14 protein-coding genes and 1 pseudogene are annotated in these 21,546 nt (G+C 70.8%); 8 read left to right on the top strand and 7 right to left on the bottom strand.

The window, feature by feature from the left end; genetic code table 11:
• The first annotated feature begins 312 nt into the window (after positions 1-312).
• Positions 313-1,041: an MIP/aquaporin family protein gene (locus JAO81_RS37720; RefSeq protein ID WP_199552517.1), complete on the top strand. Its 729-nt coding sequence runs from the start codon at positions 313-315 to the stop codon at positions 1,039-1,041.
• A 24-nt stretch (positions 1,042-1,065) separates the two neighbouring features.
• Complete coding sequence (gene glpK / locus JAO81_RS37715; RefSeq protein WP_199552516.1) at positions 1,066-2,580, top strand: glycerol kinase GlpK; 1,515 nt, start codon at positions 1,066-1,068, stop codon at positions 2,578-2,580.
• Positions 2,581-2,702: 122 nt separating this feature from the next.
• On the opposite strand, the gene JAO81_RS37710 is transcribed toward glpK, so the two are convergent.
• The 5 genes from JAO81_RS37710 to JAO81_RS37690 form a co-directional block, all read right to left on the bottom strand.
• Complete coding sequence (locus tag JAO81_RS37710; protein ID WP_199552515.1) at positions 2,703-3,308, bottom strand: ATP/GTP-binding protein; 606 nt, start codon at positions 3,306-3,308, stop codon at positions 2,703-2,705.
• A 209-nt stretch (positions 3,309-3,517) separates the two neighbouring features.
• The gene (locus JAO81_RS37705; RefSeq protein ID WP_199552514.1) at positions 3,518-7,108 is read right to left on the bottom strand and encodes a hydantoinase B/oxoprolinase family protein; all 3,591 of its coding nucleotides are present in this window, start codon (positions 7,106-7,108) and stop codon (positions 3,518-3,520) included.
• Positions 7,109-7,150: 42 nt separating this feature from the next.
• Positions 7,151-7,546: a DUF742 domain-containing protein gene (locus JAO81_RS37700; protein WP_199552513.1), complete on the bottom strand. Its 396-nt coding sequence runs from the start codon at positions 7,544-7,546 to the stop codon at positions 7,151-7,153.
• A gap of 9 nt (positions 7,547-7,555) precedes the next feature.
• A complete protein-coding gene (locus JAO81_RS37695; RefSeq protein WP_199552512.1) occupies positions 7,556-7,996 on the bottom strand; it encodes a roadblock/LC7 domain-containing protein in 441 nt (146 codons plus the stop codon).
• Positions 7,993-10,914 carry a nitrate- and nitrite sensing domain-containing protein gene (locus JAO81_RS37690; RefSeq protein ID WP_199552511.1) on the bottom strand — a complete coding sequence of 974 codons (2,922 nt, stop codon included), beginning with the start codon at positions 10,912-10,914 and terminating at the stop codon, positions 7,993-7,995. Before JAO81_RS37690 ends, JAO81_RS37695 begins: the two co-directional genes overlap by 4 nt.
• Positions 10,915-11,296: 382 nt before the next feature.
• On the opposite strand from JAO81_RS37690, the gene JAO81_RS37685 reads away from it, so the two are divergent.
• Positions 11,297-11,782, top strand: coding sequence for a hypothetical protein (locus JAO81_RS37685; RefSeq protein WP_374194401.1), 486 nt, complete (start codon positions 11,297-11,299; stop codon positions 11,780-11,782).
• 97 nt (positions 11,783-11,879) lie between these two features.
• Here JAO81_RS37685 and JAO81_RS37680 read toward each other — a convergent pair whose 3' ends face one another.
• On the bottom strand, positions 11,880-12,200 hold the full coding sequence (locus tag JAO81_RS37680) for a bifunctional 3-phenylpropionate/cinnamic acid dioxygenase ferredoxin subunit (RefSeq protein ID WP_199552509.1): 321 nt from the start codon (positions 12,198-12,200) through the stop codon (positions 11,880-11,882).
• Positions 12,201-12,516: 316 nt separating this feature from the next.
• Here JAO81_RS37680 and JAO81_RS37675 point away from each other — a divergent pair, with 316 nt between their 5' ends.
• The 5 genes from JAO81_RS37675 to JAO81_RS37655 all read left to right on the top strand — a co-directional run bounded on the left by JAO81_RS37675 (position 12,517) and on the right by JAO81_RS37655 (position 19,486).
• Positions 12,517-13,260, top strand: coding sequence for an IclR family transcriptional regulator (locus JAO81_RS37675; RefSeq protein WP_374194402.1), 744 nt, complete (start codon positions 12,517-12,519; stop codon positions 13,258-13,260).
• Positions 13,261-13,447: 187 nt separating this feature from the next.
• Positions 13,448-14,536: an S-(hydroxymethyl)mycothiol dehydrogenase gene (locus JAO81_RS37670; RefSeq protein WP_199552507.1), complete on the top strand. Its 1,089-nt coding sequence runs from the start codon at positions 13,448-13,450 to the stop codon at positions 14,534-14,536.
• Positions 14,537-14,654: 118 nt separating this feature from the next.
• Positions 14,655-17,081: an FAD-dependent oxidoreductase gene (locus JAO81_RS37665; RefSeq protein WP_199552506.1), complete on the top strand. Its 2,427-nt coding sequence runs from the start codon at positions 14,655-14,657 to the stop codon at positions 17,079-17,081.
• Between the two features lie 107 nt (positions 17,082-17,188).
• Positions 17,189-18,346, top strand: a complete 1,158-nt coding sequence (solA, locus tag JAO81_RS37660) for an N-methyl-L-tryptophan oxidase (protein ID WP_199552505.1) — start codon at positions 17,189-17,191, stop codon at positions 18,344-18,346.
• Positions 18,347-18,361: 15 nt separating this feature from the next.
• Positions 18,362-19,486 carry an aromatic ring-hydroxylating dioxygenase subunit alpha gene (locus tag JAO81_RS37655; RefSeq protein ID WP_199552504.1) on the top strand — a complete coding sequence of 375 codons (1,125 nt, stop codon included), beginning with the start codon at positions 18,362-18,364 and terminating at the stop codon, positions 19,484-19,486.
• Positions 19,487-19,503: 17 nt separating this feature from the next.
• Here JAO81_RS37655 and JAO81_RS37650 read toward each other — a convergent pair.
• Positions 19,504-21,546, bottom strand: a pseudogene (locus tag JAO81_RS37650) (hypothetical protein); the annotation flags it as partial.

Below are 21,546 nucleotides of genomic sequence, written 5' to 3'. Positions count from 1 at the left end.
GCGCCCCCACGGCCTTCGGGCCGTGGGGGCGCCGTCGTGACGGGCGGAAGCTGTCCGCGACCTTGACGCTCCCTCAGGCGCGGTGAACACTTCCGGGTGTCAGTCGGCATCGCCGCACCATGATGTCAAGCCGCCTTCAGGGCATCTGCCTGGTCAAATGGCCATCCCCCACGGGCGATTCGGCTGCTACGGCACGCTCGTCACGGACGCCGAGCGGGGTGGACTCCTCCTGCCTTCGGCGCAGCCGTGCGAACCGCACCCTGCACGGAGGACCGGGGCGACTGGCCCCGGGCTAGGGCCAAGGGAGCCGCCATGTACTCGAATGGGGACGTCTTCGTCGGTGAGATCATCGGCACCGCGATTCTGATTCTTTTCGGCGCCGGTGTGTGCGCCGCCGTCACGCTGCACCACTCCAAGGCGAGAGCCGCCGGGTGGGTCGTCATCGCCTTCGGCTGGGGCTTCGGTGTACTCGCGGGTGCGTACACCGCGGCGCCGCTCTCGGGCGGGCACCTCAACCCCGCGGTCACCCTCGGGATCGCCATCGATCTGGGCGACTGGGACCAGGTCCACCTGTACATCCTCGGGCAGATGATCGGCGCCATCCTGGGTGCCGTGCTGTGCTGGCTTACGTACTACGCACAGTTCCAGGCCAATGCCGAGGAGGAGAAGGCGCAGCCCACGCTGGGGATCTTCTCCACCGGTCCCGAGATCCGCAGCCCCGTGGCGAACGTTGTCACCGAGGTCATCGCGACCATCGGTCTGGTGCTGCCGATCCTGGCGTTCGGCATGACCAAGGGCCTGGGCGAGTCCGGTACCGGAATCCTCATCGTCGCGTTCCTGGTGGTCGGCATCGGTCTCTCGCTCGGTGGCCCCACCGGCTACGCCATCAATCCTGCGCGTGACCTGGGCCCGCGCATCGCCCATGCTCTCCTTCCGATCCCCAACAAGGGTGGTTCGGACTGGAGTTACTCCTGGGTGCCGGTCGTCGGCCCGCTGATCGGCGGTGCGCTCGCAGGGCTCATCTTCAACGTTGCGTTCTGAGCAGCCTTCTGAAAAGGGGAACCCATGCCGGATCGTAAGCACGTAGCGGCGATCGACCAGGGCACCACTTCGAGCCGCTGCATCATCTTCGACCAGGACGGCGCGATCGTCGCCGTCGACCAGCGAGAGCACCGCCAGATCTTCCCCAAGCCCGGCTGGGTCGAGCACGACGCGACCGAGATCTGGTCCAAGGTGCAGGCCGTGGTGGCCGGCGCGCTCGCCAAGGCGGGACTGCGCGCGAGCGATCTGAGCGCGCTCGGCATCACCAACCAGCGGGAGACGACGGTCCTTTGGGACCGTGCCACCGGAAAGCCGGTGCACAACGCGATCGTCTGGCAGGACACCCGTACCTCCGCACTGTGCAACGAACTCGGCGGCACGGACGGCCAGGACCGCTTCCGCGAGGCCACCGGTCTGCCGCTGGCCAGCTACTTCTCCGGGCCCAAGGCGGCCTGGCTGCTCGACAACGTGCCCGGCCTGCGGGCACGCGCCGAGCGGGGCGAGATCGCCTTCGGCACGATCGACTCCTGGCTGATCTGGAACCTGACCGGCGGCACGGACGGCGGCGTGCACGTCACCGACGTCACCAACGCCGGGCGCACCATGCTGATGAACCTGGAGTCCCTGCAGTGGGACACCTCGATCCTGTCGGCGATGAACGTCCCGCAGGACGTGCTCCCGGAGATCAAGTCCTCGGCCGAGGTGTACGGCACGGCGGTCGGCCAGCTCGCCGGGGTGCCGGTGGCTTCCGCCCTCGGCGACCAGCAGGCCGCGGTGTTCGGGCAGGCCTGCTACGACACCGGTACGGCCAAGAACACGTACGGCACGGGCAGCTTCCTGCTGCTCAACACCGGTAACCGGCCGGTGCCTTCGAAGAACGGGCTGCTCACCACCATGGGCTACCAGATCGGCGGCGAGGCGCCGGTCTACTGTCTGGAGGGCTCGATCGCGATCACCGGTGCGCTCGTGCAGTGGTTCCGCGACCAGCTCGGCATCATCCGCAACGCGGACGAGATCGAGACGCTCGCGGCGAGCGTGGAGGACAACGGCGGGGCCTACATCGTGCCCGCGTTCTCCGGTCTGTTCGCGCCCTACTGGCGCTCGGACGCCCGGGGTGTGATCACGGGTCTGACGAGGTATGTCACCAAGGGACACCTCGCGCGCGCGGTCCTCGAGGCCACCAGCTGGCAGACGCGTGAGGTCGTCGACGCGATGTACCAGGACTCCGGTGTGCACATCACGTCGCTGAAGGTCGACGGCGGGATGACCAAGAACAATCTGCTGATGCAGCACCAGGCTGATGTGCTCGGTGTGCCCGTCGTCCGTCCGAAGGTCTCCGAGACGACCTGTCTCGGCGCGGCCTATGCGGCGGGACTCGCGACCGGGGTGTGGAACGACCTCGACGAGCTCAAGGCGCACTGGCAGAAGGACGCCGAGTGGACTCCGCAGATGGCCGCGGACGCCCGCGAGAAGGAGTTCCACAACTGGCACAAGGCAGTGGAACGCAGCTTCGGCTGGCAGGAGGACGGCGAGGGCTGAGGCCCGGCGCCCGGATGTCGGCGGCTCGTACCCCGGTCGGCGGGGGTGCGGGTCGTCGGCCTGCGCGGGCCCTGGTCCTGCCCGGGCCCTTGTCCTTCCCGGGCCCTTGTCCTTCCCGAGCCTCAGGTGGCGGCGGGCTGGCGGGACTCCGACACCCTCTTCATGGCGTGCTCGACCAGGCTGATCAGCACGTTCTTCGCTGATTCCCGCTTACGGGCGTCGCACAGCACGACCGGCACCTCTTCGTCGAGGTCGAGCGCCTGGCGGACCATGTCCGCGGGGTAACGGGTCGCGCCCTCGAAGCAGTTGACGGCCATCATGAACGGTATGCCGCGCCGTTCGAAGTAGTCGACGGCCGCGAAGCAGTCCTCGAGGCGTCGGGTGTCCGCGAGGACCACGGCACCGAGCGCGCCCTGCGCGAGCTCGTCCCAGAGGAACCAGAAGCGGTCCTGCCCCGGCGTGCCGAAGAGGTAGAGCACCAGGTCGTCGCGGAGCGTGATGCGCCCGAAGTCCATGGCGACGGTGGTGGTGACCTTGCGCTCGACCCCGTGCAGATCGTCGATGGGCCGCCCGGCCTCGCTGAGCAGCTCCTCGGTGCGCAGCGGGCGGATCTCGCTGACGGCTCCGACGAGGGTTGTCTTGCCGACACCGAATCCGCCGGCCACGAGGATCTTGAGCGTGACCGGTTCGACCGGGGCCTGTCGGTGCCCTGTACGCCCGAGGACCATCTTCTCCACTCCTGATCGCCGGTGAGCCGGAACGTCCTTGATACGTACGGCAGTTCCGTCCCCCTGACTCTATCGGCGTGCGCTGCGTGGTTCACCGGGGGTGGGTGATCCTGTGCAGAACGGTTTCACGGGCGATCGCTTCCCGGCCGCTTACCGGTCGTCCGGCGGTCGGCCTCGGTCCCGTTCGGCCGGTATGCGACCTCGGTGGATCAGGCGCCCGGGCTGCCGTAGCCTCCGCCGCCCGGCGTCTCGACGATCAGCACGTCTCCTGGGTCGAGTTCGGCACTGTCGCTGCCGTCGAGCGGCTCGACCGTTCCGTCGGCGCGCTCGACCCGGTTCGCGCCGAGGGCGCCGGGTGCGCCGCCCGCCATGCCGTACGGGGGAACGCGCCGGTGGCCGGAGAGCGTCGACACCGTCATCGCCTCGCGGAACCGGATCCGCCGCAGCGCCCCGTCACCGCCGCGCCACCTGCCGGCTCCCCCGCTCCCCCGCCGTACGGAGAACTCTTCGAGCAGCACCGGCAGACGCCATTCGAGGACTTCAGGGTCGGTCAGCCGCGAGTTGGTCATATGGGTCTGTACGACGGGTGCCCCGTCGAAGCCCTCGCCCGCGCCGGATCCGGAGGCCACCGTCTCGTAGTACTGGAAGCGTTCGTTGCCGAACGTCACGTTGTTCATGGTGCCCGAGCCCTCGGCCTGCACCCCGAGCGCCGCGTACAGGGCTCCGGTGAGGGCCTGGGAGGTCTCGACGTTGCCGGCGACGACCGCGGCGGGCGGGCGCGGGGAGAGCATGGAGCCCTCGGGCACGATGATCCTGAGCGGGCGCAGACAGCCGTCGTTGAGCGGGATGTCGTCGGCGACGAGGGTGCGGAAGACGTAGAGCACCGCGGCGTTCACGACGGCGTACGGGGCGTTGAAGTTGCCCGCGAGCTGGGGCGATGTACCGGTGAAGTCCAGGGTGGCGGTGCGCTGTTCGCGGTCCACGCGCACAGCGACGCGGATCGTGGCACCCAGGTCCGTCTCGTAGGCGTACGCGCCGTCGTCGAGGGCGTCGACGACCCTGCGTACGGCTTCCTCGGCGTTGTCCTGCACGTGGCGCATATACGCCTGCACGACGTCAAGGCCGAAGTCCTCGATCATCCGCGTGACTTCCTCGACACCCTTGGCGTTGGCGGCGATCTGGGCACGGAAATCGGCGAGGTTGGTGGCCGGATTGCGCGAGGGGTACGGGGCTCGGGTGAGCAGCTCCTGGGTCTCCTGCTCGCGGAAGCGGCCGCCCTGGGCGAGCAGCCAGTTGTCGAACAGGACGCCCTCCTCGTCGATGCTGCGGCTGTGCGCGGGCATCGAGCCGGGGGCGATCCCGCCGATCTCCGCGTGATGGCCGCGCGAGGCCACGTAGAAGAGAATCTGCCGCCCGTCACCGTCGAACACGGGCGTGATCACCGTGACGTCGGGCAGGTGGGTACCGCCGTGGTACGGGTCGTTGACCGCGTACGCGTCACCGGGCCGCATGGCTTCGGCGCGGCGCCGGATGACCTCCTTCACCGACGTGCCCATCGAGCCCAGGTGGACCGGGATATGCGGCGCGTTGGCGACGAGATTGCCGTCCGGGTCGAACAGGGCGCAGGAGAAGTCGAGCCGCTCCTTGATGTTCACGGACTGGGCGGTGGATTCGAGGCGGGCGCCCATCTGCTCGGCGATCGACATGAAGAGGTTGTTGAACACCTCGAGAAGGACGGGGTCGGCCTCGGCGGTCGCCGTGAGCCCTCCGGTCTCCACGGTCCGCTCCATGACCAGATGACCGTCGGAGTTCAGCGCCGCCTGCCAGCCTTCGTCGACGACGGTGGTGGCGTTGGCCTCGGTGATGACCGCCGGGCCGCGCACGGTCCGCCCCGCGGGCAGTTCCTCGCGCCGGTGCAGCACCACCTCGCGCCAGGCGCCCGCGGTGTGCAGCCGGACCCGCTGCGGCTCGCCCGCGCCCGCCGGGGCGAGGCCCACGAGATCGGGGGCGTCCGTGAGTCCGGTGGCCTCGATGGAGAGTGCCTCCACGACGAGAGGGCGCCGCAGCGTGAAGGAGTACGTGGCGCGGTGCCGCTCCTCGAACTCCTCGCGCATGGCCGCCGGTTGCCCGAGACCGACCGTGAGCGCGGTGTCCGTGCCGTCGTAGCGCACCTGGGCGCGGCGGGTGATGCGGATCCGGTCCTCGGGCACGTCCTCGGCCCGCAGCTCGGCGCGGGCCGCCGCTTCGAGCACGTCGGCCGTTTCCCGTACGCGCCCCATCTCCGACGCTTCCAGGGGTGCTTCGAGGGACTGCTCGCGCATCGCCGTCGCATCCGCGAGACCGATGCCGAGCGCGGACAGGACACCGGCCATCGGGGGTACGAGGACGGTGCGGATGCCGAGCGAGTCGGCCACGGCGCAGGCGTGCTGGCCGCCCGCGCCGCCGAAGGTGGTCAGGGCGTAGCGGGTGACGTCGTGGCCCTGCTGGACGGAGATCCGTTTGATGGCACCCGCGATGTTGTTCACGGCGATCTGCAGATACCCCTCGGCTACCTGCTCGGGGGTCCGCTCGTCATCGGTCCGCTGCCGGATCTCCTCGGCGAGCGCGGTGAAGCGTTCCCGTACGAGGCCGGCGTCGAGCGGCTGGTCGCCGTCGGGCCCGAACACCCGGGGGAAATGGTCCGGTTGGATGCGGCCGAGCATCACGTTGGCGTCGGTGACGGTGAGCGGTCCGCCGCGCCGGTAGCAGGCCGGGCCCGGGTCCGCGCCCGCCGAGTCGGGGCCGACGCGGTAGCGGCTGCCGTCGAAGTGCAGCACCGAACCGCCGCCCGCGGCGACGGTGTGGATGTCCAGCATGGGGGCGCGCAGCCGTACCCCGGCGATCTGGGTGGTGAAGACCCGCTCGTACGCGCCCGCGTAGTGCGACACATCGGTCGAGGTGCCGCCCATGTCGAAGCCGATCACCCGCCGGAAGCCCGCCAGTTCGGACATCCGGGCCATGCCGACGATGCCGCCGGCCGGCCCGGACAGGATCGCGTCCTTGCCGCGGAACTGGCCGGCTTCGGTGAGGCCGCCGTTGGACTGCATGAACATCAGGCGCACGCCCGGGAGTTGATCGGCGACCTGGCGCACATAGCGCCGCAGGACGGGTGAGAGATAGGCGTCGACGACGGCCGTGTCGCCGCGCGGCACGAGCTTCATCAGCGGGCTGACCTCACTGGAGAGCGAGATCTGCGGGAATCCGATCCGGCGGGCCAGGTCTCCGATGGCCTGTTCGTGCTCCGGGTGGAGGTGGCTGTGCATCGTCACGACGGCGATGGCGTGGATGCCGTCCTCGTGGGCCTGACGCAGCGGCGCTTCGAGCGCGTCGAGGTCGGGCGGGGTGAGCACCGTGCCGTCGGCCGCCAGGCGTTCGTCGGCCTCGACGACGCGCTCGTACAGGAGCTCCGGCAGGAGGATCTCGCGGGCGAAGATCTGCGGGCGGTTCTGGTAGGCGATGCGCAGGGCGTCTCGGAAGCCCTTGGTGATGACGAGGAGGGTGCGGGCGCCCTTGCGTTCCAGGAGGGCGTTGGTGGCGACCGTGGTGCCCATGCGTACGGCGTCGATCCGCGCCAGGTCCGGCTTGTCGCCGAGCAGTTCGTGGATGCCGGCCACCGCCGGGTCGTCGTAGCGGCCCGGGTTCTCCGAAAGGAGCTTGTGGCTGACGAGCGTCCCGTCGGGGCGGCGGGCGACGACATCGGTGAAGGTGCCGCCGCGGTCGATCCAGAACTGCCAGCCAGGACCGTGCGCTTCGTCTGCCACGTGGGACTCCTCCGCCGGCACAGGACCAGGCCGTGCCCCGTGTCAGAGCGCGCGCAGCCCGGTGATCACGTCGCGCAGAATACTCTCGTCCGGCAGCTCGGCCGGTGGAACGGGCCGGGTGACATGGACCAGTTCGTCCTCCACGAGGTCGCCTATGAGCACCCGTACGACACCCAGCGGCAGATCGAGCGACGAGGCCAGCTCCGCCACCGACTGGGGGGCGTCCAGACAGAGCTGGATGATGCCGACGTGCCGGGGCGACAGGGTCGGGCCCGCCCCCGCGTCGCGGGGGCACGGCTCGGGCACCACCAGAGCGATCAGATCGAGTTGGTGGCGCGCCGCACCGGCGGTGCGGCCCCGCGTCATCGCGTAGGGGCGCACCACCGGCCCGGCGTCGTCGTCGTACCAGTGCGGGTTCGCGCTGCCGTCGTCGCTCATGCCCTCCTACTACCCTCCCGTGGGCAGATCGGTACGCGGCGCGGTCGCCAGATGCACACCCACCCGCTTGACCAGGAGCGTCATCTCGTAGGCGACCTGCCCCACGTCGGAGTCCGCGTCGGAAAGGACGGCGAGCGCGCTGCCGTCGCCCGCCGCGGTGACGAACAGGAACGCGTCGTCCAGCTCCACCACGGTCTGGCGGACCCGGCCCGCCTCGAAGTGCCGGCCGACGCCCTTGGCGAGGCTGTGGAACCCGGAGGCGACGGCGGCGAGGTGCTCGCTGTCCTCCCGGGTGAGATTCTGCGAGGCGCCGGTCGGCAGACCGTCACTGGAGAGCACAAGTGCCTTGCGGATGCTGGCGACCCGGTCGACCAGATCGTCCAGGAGCCAGTTCAGCTCACCGGACGTACGCAGGCCTGTGTGCTGTACTCCGGTCCTCGGTGTGGTCATCGACCGTTCCCCTCGGGTTTGGTGCTGGTGTCTTCGGCCGAAACCGGCTCGTCCGCCGGCGGTGCGGCGGCCTCCGGGTCGGCGGCGTGGCGTGCGGGGGGCTCCTGAGCGGCCGCTTCCTGGGCGGGGGGCCGCTCTTCTCGTACGGGCATGGGCGTTTCCTCCCGTACGGGTGTGGGCGCTCCTTCCCGTACGGGTGTGGGCGCTCCTTCCCGTACGGACGCGGGCCCTCCTTCCCGTACAGGCGCGGACGCCGCCTCACGTACGAGCGTGGGGATCTCTCCCGTCTCTCCCGTCTCCACCCGGCCGCGCTGCCAGCCGCGCTGGAGCGAGGCCATCCGGCTGCGCACCTCGTCGGCATCGCGGTCCTCGGCCGGCTCGGCCGGGGGCGCGGGGGCCTCCGCGGTCCGCAGCTGCGGCGCCAGGCTGGCCTGGCGGACGCGGCGGGGCAGGATCTGGGTCGGGCTGTCGACCGGCGAAGCGGTCCGGTCGTCGGCGGGCGAAGAGCTCCGGTCGGTGACGGGCGAGGAGCTGCGGTCGTCGGTGGCCTGTTCGGCCTCGGACGGCTCGGTCCGCGCCGGCTGCGACAGCGTACGGCCGTGCGAGCTGACCAGCTTGGGCGTACGGCGGCGCGGCAGCGGCACCAGGCCGTCCACGCCACGCGGTGCGCCACCACCGGGGCGCACCGCCTCGCCACCGGGCTCCCGCGCCTGCTGGTGCTGTTCGCCCGTGGCCTCGGAGAGGTGTCGGCGCGGCCGGAACAGACCGCCGCGCTCGCTGTCCTCGTCCTCGATGTCCAGGGCGCCGCCGAGCCGGCCGAGCACCCCACGGGCGGCGGGGCCCGCCGTGCCCGGCGCGGCGTCGAGCTCCTCCAGGCCGAGCGGCGACTCGAGTTCCACCGGTCCGCCCAGGAGCCGCTCCTCCAACGGCTTGGGCGGCAGGGACAGTTGAGCCAGGCGCGCCTTGCGGTCCGCGTCCCGTTCGAGGGCGTCGAGGTCGACCCGCAGACCCGAGCCGTCGGTGTCGGAGGCGTCGGTGAGCAGCGCCTCCGGGATGAAGACGACCGCGGTGGTCCCTCCGTACGGCGAAGGTGCCAGCGAGACCCGGACGTTCTGGCGCTGCGCCAGACGGCTGACCACGAACAGGCCGAGCCGGTCGGTGTCCGACAGCTCGAACTCCGGTGTCTCCGCGAGCCGGAGGTTCGCCTCGAGCAGTTGGTCGGAGGTCATGCCCAGGCCGCGGTCGTGGATCTCCAGCGTGAAGCCGCTGCCGACGCGCTCGCCGACCACCTGGACGGCGGTGTGCGGCGGCGAGAACACCGTGGCGTTCTCCAGGAGTTCGGCGATCAGGTGGGTGAGGTCGGCAACAGCCGTGCCCTGTGCGGCGATCCGCGGCAGACGGCGCACCTCGATGCGCTCGTAGTCCTCGACCTCGGCGACGGCGGCGCGGACCACGTCCATCAGCTGCACGGGCTTGCGCCACTGCCGGGAGGGCGCGGCGCCGGAGAGGATCACCAGGCCCTCGGCGTGGCGGCGCATCCGGGTCGTGAGGTGGTCGAGGCGGAACAGGTCCTCGAGCTCCTGGGTGTCCTCGGTCCTGCGCTCCATGGTGTCGAGCAGGGTGAGCTGCTTGTGCAGCAGGACCTGGCTGCGGCGGGCGAGGTTCACGAACACCTCGGAGATCCCGCGCCGCATGCCGGCCTGCTTCACGGCGCCGTCGACGGCGGCGCGCTGCAGGGTGTTGAGCGCCTGGCCGACCTGGCCCATCTCGTCGGTGTCGTGCTCGAGGAGCGGCGCCTCGGTCTCCACGTCGACCATCTCGCCCGCGGCGAGGCGGCGCATCACACCGGGCAGCCGCACCGCGGCCGCGTCATGGGCGTCGTCGCGCAGGTGGGTGAGGTCGCGGACGAGGCCGCGGCCGATGCGGATGGACATCACGAGGGCGAAGACCAGCGCGAGCAGACCGAAGAAGCCCACGAGCACGGCCCTGACGAGCACACCGATCGCGACCGGCTCGATGCGCTCCTTGTAGCGGTCGCCCGCCGCCTTGGTGAGGTCGCCGACATCGTCGAGCGCACGGCCGGCCGCGGCGTCCCAGACCTTCGGGTCCAGGTCACGCGGCCGCTGCGCGCCGGCCGCGACGAGTGATTTCTCCGCCTCGAGCAGCGGTGCGGCGAACGCACCGCTCCAAAAGCGCTCGAACCGGCCCTGTTCGTCCTCCGGCAGGGCTTCGAGGCCGCTGTCGTACCGCACCTCGCGCTGCGCGATCAGTGCGGCCGCCTGCGTCCAGTCCGAGCTGTCCGGGCGGTCGGCGCGCAGCGAGGAGGCCACCAACGCGTCCTCATGGGAGAGGAGTTCACGCCCGCGCGCCAAGGTGATCAGCGCCCGGGCCTCACGGTCCGCCTCCAGGTTGTCCATGGCGTACGTGCCCATGAGATACGTGAAGCACGGGTCGATGAGCCGCGTGTACAGGTCGACGGCGCCCCTGCGGCTGGTCTGTCCGTCGTCGACGGAACGGCGCAGCGACTCCAGTGTGTCGAAGGCCTCCACGATCGCGTCGAGCCGGCGGGCCGAGGCCGCGTCCATGAGGTCACGGACATCCTCGTCCTCGGCGGCGGAGCGGATCCGCTCCACCAGCTTGTCGGTGAGGGACCGCTGGTCGCTCAGATTCGTGCGCACCTTCGGATCGTCAGGGTCGGCCAGATGGACCGCTGTCTGTCGGCGTTCTTCCTGGATCACCCGGATCGTGTCGTCCAGCGGATAACCGATCTCGTCCACGACCGTGGCCACATCGAGCAGTTGAACCGCCTCACGGCCGGTCACGTACGTGCCGTATCCCCAGACAACGGTGAGCGACAGCAGCGGCACCAGGAGCAACGCCACGATCTTCCGGCGGATGGACTTCCCGCGAAAGCGCATGGCCTCCCCCATCACGGCGCCCTACAGCAGGCGCGACGTCAGAAACGGCGTGAGCCTACTACTGCCACTCGGACAACTCGAAGGGGTGTCCGACACCCTTTTGAAGCCGACGGGCGGCGGCACGTACCGAGTTGTCCGCCCTTACCGCCACATCGACACCTGCCCTGAGGTGAACACCACCCGTGAACTTCAGGCCATAACTTCCCGGGTCTTGGCCGGATTTACTCGCTCGCCGTCCGTCGAAGCGCTTCGGACGTCTGTGCATCTTCCGGGAATCTTCGAAGGGGTTCGTTCGTCCTTACGTGAGGAAAGACGGGGCACTCGGCAGGACGACGCTCCGCGGGACGGCGGAGTGAACCGGGTCAAATCCGGGCAGCCACTGATGAGTCGGACCCGGCAAGGAGCGGACGCGTCCGGCTGTGGGGAGTGGAGTGACGTGCTGATGAGGACGGCGGATCGACGGGGGCCGGACCACGAGCTGTGGGTCGACGAACCGGTGGGGCGGCGCAGACTGCCCGATCCGGTGCGCACGGCGGCGGTACGGGCGGTGATCCTGGCGTCGCTGACGCTGATCGCGACCACGGTGGCGTTCTTGTGCACCGTGGCCGGATCGTCGCTGGCGTTTCCGATGGTGCTCGGCAGCGTGGGGGGCACGGTGGTGTCGACGTGGGGCGTCCTGGACGTCTGGGTGACGCGCCAGGTGTGGAATCAGCGCCACGGCGTGGTGTCGACCCCGCGCAGCACCGCGCGACGGCTGCGCAAGGAGCGGCGCCAGGCACGTCGGCAGGCTCGGCGCACCGGGCGTGAGCCGGCGCGGGCGCGGCCAGGGACGCAGACGCAAGGGAATGTCGCGGGCGTACAGGTGTGACTTCCGCGGGTGTGGCCCGGGATGCACGGGTGGGACCTCCGCGCGTGTGGCCCGGGACGCAACGGGTGTGAGCCCGTTGCGTCCCGGGCCGCACGGCTCAGGCCACGCCTTCCGCCTCGGCCGGCGGCTCCACATGGATCACGCCGTCGATCACGACCACCCGGTGCGTACGGACCGGGACGCGCGCGGGCAGACAGGTCGGTTCCCCCGTGCGCAGGTCGAACGAGGCGGCGTGCAGCGGGCATTCGACGCGGCAGTCCTCGATCCAGCCATCGGACAGGGACGCGTCCTGATGGGTGCAGGTGTCGTCGAGGGCGAACAGTTCGCCGTCGCTGTGGAAGACGGCGATCGGCGGCTCGGTCTCGATACGGACGGCTTCGCCGTCGGGGAGGTCGTCGAAGCGGCAGACGGGAATCATGAGCCCCCCTGTGCGGTCGGACGTGGACGATCCGGGAGGTGGACGATCCGAGAGGCAGTGCCGGTTCGGCAGGTAGACGTCTCCGCGCGGGTACCGCCGGTACGACCCTTCGGTAACATCATGTTGCGCAGGGCGCGTTGAGGAGCGCTCTGCGCAACAGAATCCGCGCGGGGAGCGCATCACGTCAAGCACTTCCCGCAGAAGCGGCCATGACCGGCCGCCTGGGGGTGACCAGCTAGCGATGAGCAGCAGGCGGGACCGGTCCCCGCGAGAAGGCTCCGGTACGGACAAGTCGACCAGGTCACAGCCGAGTTCGGTGCAGTCCGTCGAGCGCGCGGTGAGCGTGCTCGAGATCCTGGCCGAGCAGGGCGAGGCAGGGGTCAGCGAGATCGCCGACGAGCTGGACGTCCACCGTTCGACGGCGTTCCGGCTGCTCGGCGTCCTGGAGAACCGGGGCCTGGTCGCGCAGACACAGGACCGCGGCAAGTACTTCCTCGGCGCGGGCGTGCTGCGGCTCGCGGGAGCGGCGGCCGTGCGGCTCGACATCTCGCAGGAGGGCGCGCCACTGTGCCGCGAACTCGCTGACGAGCTGGGCGAGACGGTCAATATCGCGGTCCTCGACGACGACGCGGCGGTGAACATCATGCAGGCCCGGGGCTCCGCCTCGGTCACGGCCCAGAACTGGCTGGGCCGCCGCACCCCGCTGCACGCCACGTCCAGCGGCAAGGTGCTACTCGCCCATCAGCCGCCGGCCCTGCGCGAGGGACTGCTCGCGCGGACGCTGCCGCGGTTCACCGACCGTACGGTGACCGGGGCGGTGGCGCTGCGCGACGAGCTGCGGTCGGTCGAGGAGCGCGGATTCGCCCTTGCGATGGAGGAGTTGGAGATCGGCCTGACCGCGGTGGCCGCTCCTGTCAGGGCCCATGACGGCAAGGTCATCGGGGCGCTGAGCATCTCGGGTCCGGTCTACCGGCTGACCGAGGAACGCCTGCGTGAGCTGGCGAAACGGGCCGTGGACCGAGCGGATGAGCTGTCGCGGCGGATGGGGTACGCGCTGTAGGGGCCGGTCGGCTACCCGGTGCGGTGTCCTGATGGGTGCGCACCGCAGCGGTCCCTCCGCCTGTGCTCCGCGATCAACACCTCGTAGAACCAAGGCCGCTGCCCTCTTGACGGCTTCCTCACGCCGTTCCCACTATGTCTCTCATCGCGCAACACCACGTGCAGTGCGCAACAGGTGGGGGTGTGTCATGTCGTACGAGGTCCGTGCCGTCGTCGCCATGAAATCGGGTGCGCCGGTCGAGGTGCAGACGATCAGAGTCCCCGACCCCGGCCCCGGCGAAGTCCTGGTCTCGGTACAGGCCTGCGGGGTCTGCCACACCGATCTGCACTATCGCGAGGGTGCGATCAACGACGAGTTCCCGTTCCTGCTCGGCCATGAGGCGGCCGGGACCGTCGACGCGGTCGGCGAGGGCGTCACCGATCTCGCGCCCGGCGACTATGTGGTGCTGGCCTGGCGCGCGCCCTGCGGTGACTGCCGTTCCTGTCGCCGCGGCCGGCCCTGGTACTGCTTCGACTCCCGTAATGCCGTGCAGCCGATGACGCTGCTCGACGGCACCCCGCTGAGCCCGGCCCTCGGTATCGGCGCCTTCGCCGAGAAGACCCTGGTCGCGGCCGGTCAAGCGGTCAAGGTGGACCCCGCCGCGCGTCCCGAGGCGGCCGGCCTGATCGGCTGCGGCGTGATGGCCGGATACGGCGCGGCGGTGAACACAGGCGGGGTCTCGCGCGGTGACACCGTCGCTGTGACCGGCTGCGGCGGCGTCGGCGACGCGGCGATCGCCGGTGCCTCGCTCGCCGGCGCCCGCAGGGTGATCGCCGTCGACATCGACGACCGCAAACTGGACGGCGCGACCCGCTTCGGTGCCACGCACACCGTCAACTCCCGGGGCACGGACCCCGTCGAGGCGGTCCGTGAGCTCACCGACGGCTTCGGGGTCGACATCGCCATCGACGCGGTCGGCCGGCCCGAGACCTTCCTGCAGGCGTTCTACATGCGCGATCACGCGGGCACGGTGGTGCAGGTCGGTGTACCCGACCCGCGGATGAAGCTGGAACTCCCGCTGATCGATGTCTTCTCGCGCGGCGGCGCCGTCAAATCCTCCTGGTACGGCGACTGTCTGCCCAGCCGGGACTTCCCGGTGCTCATCGACCAGTTCCTCAGCGGAAAGCTGGACCTCAACGGCTTCGTCTCCGAGACCATCGCCCTCGAGCAGGTCGAGGCGGCCTTCACCAAGATGCACCGCGGCGAAGTGCTGCGTTCGGTGGTGGTCCTCCGATGACGGCCACCGGCCCGGTGCGTACTCATCGCCGCACACAGCCGCTCGCATCGCCGCACACAGGCACAGCACCAGCCGCACCCAGGCACCCCGCGCACAAGGTCCCCACGCGAGGAGGGTCATGTCCGGTACGCCCACAACTCCCCGTAAGACTGTCATCATCGGTGCCGGCATCGTCGGCTGCTCCCTCGCGGACGAGCTGACCGCGCGCGGCTGGAGCGATGTCACGGTCCTCGACCAGGGCCCGCTCCCGGCCGCGGGCGGCTCCACCTCGCACGCGCCCGGCCTGGTCTTCCGGACCAATCCGTCGAAGACCATGACCGAGCTGGCCGCGTACACGGCGCAGAAGTTCACCGAGCTCGGCGCCTTCCGCGCGGTCGGCGGTCTGGAGCTCGCCACCACCCCCGAACGCTGGACCGATCTGCACCGACGCGCGGGTCTCGCCGCCGCCTGGGGTGTGCGCGGCGAGCTGATCTCCCCGGCCCGCTGCAAGGAGCTCTGGCCCACGCTCGACGCAGCGGCACTCCACGGCGGCTTCCTCACACCCGACGACGGCCTGGCGGACGCGGTGCACGCGTGCGCCGTCCAGATCGAAAACGCCACGGCCCGCGGTGCCCGCTTCCTCGACCGGCACACGGTCACCGGGATCGAGCAGGCGGACGGGCGGGTCACGGGCGTGGTCACCGATCACGGCACGTTCGCCGCGGACCTCGTGGTGTCGGCCGCGGGGTTCTGGGGTCCGGTGCTCGGACGGATGGCCGGGGTGGACGTACCCCTGCAGCCCCTCGCCCATCAGTACGTGAAGATGGGGCCCCTCGGGGCACCGGCCGACGGCCCGCGGGTCACCTCGCCGGACGCCCCGATCCTGCGTCACCAGGAGCGCGACCTCTACTTCCGGCAGCACGACGGCGGCCTGCTCGGCATCGGCTCGTACGCCCATCGCCCGCTGCCCGTCGACCCGGCGGACCTGCCCTCGTACGACGAAGCTCCGGTCATGCCGTCCTCGCTGGCGTTCACCCCCGAGGACTTCGCACCCAGCCTGGCGGACAGCCGCGAGCTGATGCCCGGCTTGCGTGACGCGGAGATCACCGAGGGCTTCAACGGGATCTTCTCCTTCACGCCCGACGGCTTCCCCGTCCTGGGCGAGTGCCCAGAGCTCGCCGGGTTCTGGCTGGCCGAGGCGGTCTGGGTGACGCACTCGGCCGGTGTGGCGCGGGCGTTGGCCGAGTGGATCACGACCGGTCACCCGGGCATCGACCTGCACGAGTGCGAGGTCACCCGCTTCGAGGACGCCCAGCGCTCCCCCGCGTATGTCGCCGAGCGCGGCGCGCAGCAGTTCATCGAGGTGTACGACGTCCTGCACCCTCTGCAGCCGATGGAGCGGCCCAGGCCGCTGCGGGTCAGCCCCTTCCACGCGCGGCAGCAGGAGCTCGGCGCGTTCAGCCTGGAGGGCGGAGGCTGGGAGCGGCCGCACTGGTACGAGGCCAACGCCCCGCTCACCGAGAGCCTCGACCTGCCCGAACGGGCTGCCTGGTCGGCGCGTTACTGGTCGCCGATCGCTGCCGCCGAGGCGCTCGCCACCCGCGAGCGGGTCGCGCTGTACGACATGACCCCGCTGCGCCGGCTCGAAGTGACCGGGCCCGGTGCGCCGGCGTTTCTGCAGCGGATGACGACCAACAACCTCGCGAAGCGGCCTGGTTCGGTGACGTACACCCTGCTGCTCGATCACCACGGTGGCATACGGTCGGATCTCACTGTGGCCCGCCTCGGCCCCGAGCGCTTCCAGATCGGCGCCAACTCGCCGGCGGACCTGGACTGGTTGACCCGGCACGCACCGGACGGTGTGGCACTGCGGGACATCACCGCGGGCACCTGCTGCATCGGCGTGTGGGGCCCGCTCGCCCGTGAGCTGGTGCAGCCGCTGACCCGCGACGACTTCTCGCATCAGGGCTTCGGTTACTTCCGTGCCAAGCAGACGTACATCGGCCATGTCCCGGTCACGGCGCTGCGTCTGAGCTATGTGGGCGAGCTGGGCTGGGAGCTGTACACCACCGCCGATCTGGGGCTGCGGCTCTGGGACACGCTGTGGGAGGCCGGGCAGGGCCTCGGCGTGATCGCCGCCGGCCGCTCCGCCTTCAACAGCTTGCGCCTGGAGAAGGGTTACCGGGCCTGGGGCCAGGACATGACGACCGAGCACGATCCGTACGAGGCGGGGCTCGCCTTCGCCGTACGCCGCGACAAGGAGTTCGTGGGCCGCGACGCACTGGATGAACAGCGGCCGCTGACAAGGACGTTGACCGCCCTGACCCTCGACGATCCGGCCGCAGTAGTCCTCGGCAAGGAGCCCGTGCATGTCGACGGGTCGGTGGCCGGATACGTCACCAGCGCCGCGTACGGCTACACGCTCGGCCGCTGCGTCGCCTACGCCTGGCTGCCGCCCCTGCCCACCGGGACCGGAGTGCAGATCGAGTACTTCGGCGAGAAGGTGTCCGCGACCGTACGGGAGGAGCCGCTGTTCGATCCGGAGATGAGCCGTATCCGCCGCTGAGTCGAACCACATCCGCCGCCGAGCCGTATCCGCCGCCGAGCCGCATCCGCCACCGACCCGAGCCGAGCCGCATGCACCGCCGTACCCGCCACTGAGGAGGCCCCACGGTGTCCCGCACCTACGACGTGATCGTTCTCGGACTCGGCGGCATGGGAAGCTCCGCCGCCTGGCATCTCGCCGAACGCGGAGTGCGGGTGCTCGGCCTGGAGAAGTTCGGCCCGGCGCACAACCGCGGCTCCAGCCACGGCGGTTCACGGATCACCCGGCAGTCGTACTTCGAGGGAGCCGAGTACGTACCGCTGCTGCTGCGCGCGTACGAGCTCTACGAGCAGCTCGAACGCGACACCGGCCTCGACGTCGCCACACTGTGCGGCGGCCTGATGGCGGGACGCCCCGACAGCCGTACGGTCACGGGCTCCCTGGAGTCGGCGAGGACCTGGGATCTGCCGCACGAGCTGCTCGACGCGCGCGAGATCCGCCGCCGGTTCCCGACGCTGAACCCGGCGGACGACGAGATCGGCCTGTACGAGGCGCGGGCCGGACTGCTCCGGCCGGAGACCACGGTCACGGCACAGCTCCGGCTCGCCGAACGGGCGGGCGCCGAGCTGCACTTCGAGGAGCCCGTCATCCGGTGGGAGCAGGACGGTGACGGTGTACGGGTGGAGAGTGCCCAAGGCACGTACACCGCGGGACAGTTGGTGATCTGTCCGGGCGCATGGGCTCCCCAGCTGCTCGCCGACCTGGGCGTACGGATCACGATCGAGCGGCAGATCATGTACTGGTTCCAGCCCACGGGCGGCGTCGGGCCGTATCTGCCCGAACGGCACCCCATCTACATCTGGGAGGACTCCGCGGATATCCAGGTCTACGGGTTCCCGGCGATCGACGGACCCGACGGCGGCGCCAAGGTCGCCTTCTTCCGCAAGAACGGCGCGCCCTGCACACCCGAGACCATCGACCGCACTGTGTACGAGCACGAGGTCGACGCGATGGCCGCACAGGTCGGACGCCATCTGCCCACGCTGCCGGGGAAGTTCCTGCGGGCGGCCACCTGTATGTACTCCACCACGGACGATGAGGACTTCGTGATCGCCCGGCACCCGTCCCATCCGGACTCGGTGACCGTGGCCTGCGGATTCTCCGGGCACGGTTTCAAGTTCGTGCCCGTCGTCGGCGAGATCCTGGCCGATCTCGCACTGCGGGGTGCGACGGAGCACCCCATCTCACTTTTCGACCCGCGACGGTTCGCGCCGCCGCCCGTGTGAGAGGCACGACCACCCATGACGACCGTATCCGCCTCGGGCTCCACAAGCCTGATGGCCACGCTCCCGGGTTCCTCCTATGCCGACCCCCGGGCCTTCGCGCGCGAGCAGGAACTCATCCTCGAAACCCTTTGGATGTGCGCCGTCCGCGCCGCCGATCTGCCCGGGCCGGGTGCGTACCGGACCGTGCAGATCGGCCGCGAATCGGTTCTGGTCACCCGCAACCGCCACGGCGAACTGCGCGCATTCCTGAACGTCTGCCGGCATCGCGGCGCACGGCTGTGCACCGAGGAGTCCGGTGAGGTACGGCGCAACCTCCAATGCCCGTACCACGCCTGGACATACGACCTGGACGGACGTCTGGCCGCCGCTCCGAACCTCTCGAAGATGCCGGACGTCGACCGGGTCGCGTACGGGCTGCGGCCGGTCGCCCTGCGCGAGTGGCTCGGCTACGCATGGGTGTGCCTGGCCGATGAGCCGCCGTCCTTCGAGGACACGGTGATCGGAGCGGCCACCGAGCGGCTCGGCGAGGCCGCGGCGATCGAGCGCTACCGGGTGGAGGAGCTGGCGCTCGGCCGGCGCGTCACGTACGACGTGCACGCCAACTGGAAGCTGATCGTCGAGAACTTCATGGAGTGCTACCACTGCGCCACGATCCACCCCGAACTCACCGACGTCCTCCCGGAGTTCGCCGACGGTCTCGCCGCGCAGTACTACGTGGGCCACGGCGCCGCCTTCGGTGACGACGTCAAGGGGTTCACCGTGGACGGCAGCGCGGGCTTCGCGCGGCTGAGCGGGATCGCGGAGGAGCAGGACCGGCGGTACTACGCCGTCACCGTGAAGCCCGGGGTCTTCATCAACCTGGTCCCCGACCATGTGATCCTGCACCGGATGTATCCCCTGGCGGTGGACCGCACGGTCGTCGAGTGCGACTGGCTGTACGCACCCGAGGTGGTGGCCTCGGGTGCGGACATCAGCCAGTCGGTCGAGCTCTTCCACCGGGTCAACTCCCAGGACTTCGCGGCCTGCGAGCGCACCCAGCCGGCGATGAGCTCGAAGGCGTACCGGGACGGCGGGGTCTTGGTGCCCTCCGAGCATCACATCGGCGGGTTCCATGCGTGGGTGCGCTCGCTGGTCGGCTGAGATCCTGCGGGTGAAGCTCAACTCACCGCGTCGGCCGGCCGCTTGTACATCCTCGTGGCCGTGATCTCGCTGTGCACCGTCTCGCCGTCCGTGTGCTGCTGCGGCAGGCCGGGACGCAGGTGCTCCTCGACGCTGATGTACTTCAGGCCCGCCCGCAGGTCGGCGTCGTTGCGCAGCCGGATGACCAGCGGGAACTCGGCCAGGGCCGTCGTGTCGAACAGACCGGTCGTATAGAGCAGCTGGACACCCAGCGCGTCGGAGACGGCGCGCTGGAGCTCCAGGAGATACGTGGCGTTGGCGCGGCCGATCGGATTGTCCAGGAACAGGGTGCCGGCGTGCCGGTGCTTGTCGCGGCCGCGGTCGTTGCTGCGCAGCGCGGCCATCGTGCAGTACAGGGCGATGGCCGCGGTGAGCAGCTGGCCGCCGGAGAACACGTCACCCATCTGACCGACGGGCACCCGCTCGGCGCGCAGCACCGCGTCCGGCTTGAGGATCTCCACCGAGACACCGCGCGGTTCGAGCGCGGCCTGAACTCCCCTGAGCAGCAAGGACATTCCGTCCCTGCGCAGATCGGAGTTCTTCTTCAGGGCGGCCTTGGTCGCCTCGTCCACGACCTCGCCGAGCCGTTCGGTGAGCGTGGCCTGGTCGGGCTCCTCGAAGCGGATCCGCAGGAACTCCTGCCCCGACCACTCACCGAGCCCTTCGGGCAGCTGCGACAGTCGCTGGGCCGAGCGGAGTGTCGCGAGCGCGGACTCGACGAGGCCGCGCAGGCGGTCGACGATACTGTCGCGGTTACGCTCCAGCTGCGCCAACTCGTCCGTCAGAACCCGCAGTCGGGGCGCGAACGCCTCGGCCCACTTCTTGGCGTGCTCCGGCAGCGCGGCCGCGGGCAGCTCGCGGATCTGCTGGCGTGCGGGGGTGCGCACCTGCTCGTAGCGGGTGGAGTTGGCATGCCGTACGAGGACATCACTCGCCTCCCGTACGGCGGCTTCGGCGGCCGACAGGTCCGTGGCGCAGCCGCGCAGCGAGCGCCGGGTCTCGCCCGCCGACTGCCGGGCCTCTTCGAGGGTGCCGGGGAAGGGCTCGGGCTCGCCCTCGGGGTCGTCGTCGCCGTGGTGGTCCCGCAGCAGGTCGCGCAGCAGCGCCGCCGTCTCGTCGAAGCCGCCCGCGCCGTCCTCGGCGGTCCGGTGAGCGGCGAGCAGTCCCGCGTGCTGGTCCCGTGCGGTGCTCAACGCATCGGCGCAGGCAGCCAGTTCGCCGGTCGCGGTACGCAGGAGCGTCTGGGCCTGCTCGGCGTCCTTGGGCGTACGGTCCTCGGGCAGCTCGGTGTGCGCCTCGCCGTCCTCGGGCGCGTGCCGTTCGGCCTCGCCGCGCAGGCGGCCGAGCTGCTCGCTCGCGGTGGAGGCGCGAGTCTCCAGCATCTGCACGAGGGACTCGGCGCGTGCGGCCGCGGCCTGCCGGGAGGGTCCGTCGGACCCGTCGGTGCTTTCGAGAAGCTGGGCGGCGCGGGTGCGGACCTTGTTGCTGAGCCGGTCGAGCTCGGCGACCGCCGCGGACTCGTCGGACTCGGCGCGGGCCTGCTCGGCGCGCAGATCGGCGCCGACGCCGACCTTCTCGTACAGCTGCGAGGCCGCGCGGTAGGCCTCGCGCAGCGCGGGCAGCGGCGTCTTCGGAGCGTCTTCCTGAAGCGGTACGTCATCGGGGGCGCCCGCGATCTCGGCGCGCTCGGCCCGCAGGGTGCGCGCGGTGCGACGGGCATCGTCGGCGGCGCGCTGGGCGGCGCGGCGGTCCTCGTCGGCGGCGCGGGCGCGCTCCAGGCAGGACTGGGCCTTGGCCTCCGACTCGGCGGCCTCGTCGGCGAGTTCACGCAGCTTGACCTGCCAGCCGGCCCGTTCGCGCAGCCGGTACGCCAGGCCCGCGAGGGCGTCCGCGGCGCGGCGGGCGCGCTGGGCGGCGTCCTGCTTCTCGTCCCGTACGCGGGCGGCGTCGGCCGCCGCTTCGTCCGCCTCGGCACGGGCGGGGCGCGCCTCGGCGGGCCCGGCCCCCGGCCCCTCGGCGGG

The organism is Streptomyces sp. N35 (assembly GCF_016464295.1).
Classification (GTDB): Bacteria; Actinomycetota; Actinomycetes; order Streptomycetales; family Streptomycetaceae; genus Streptomyces.
Note: the sequence above shows the minus strand (reverse complement) of the source record. Positions and strands in the feature narration are given on the sequence as shown.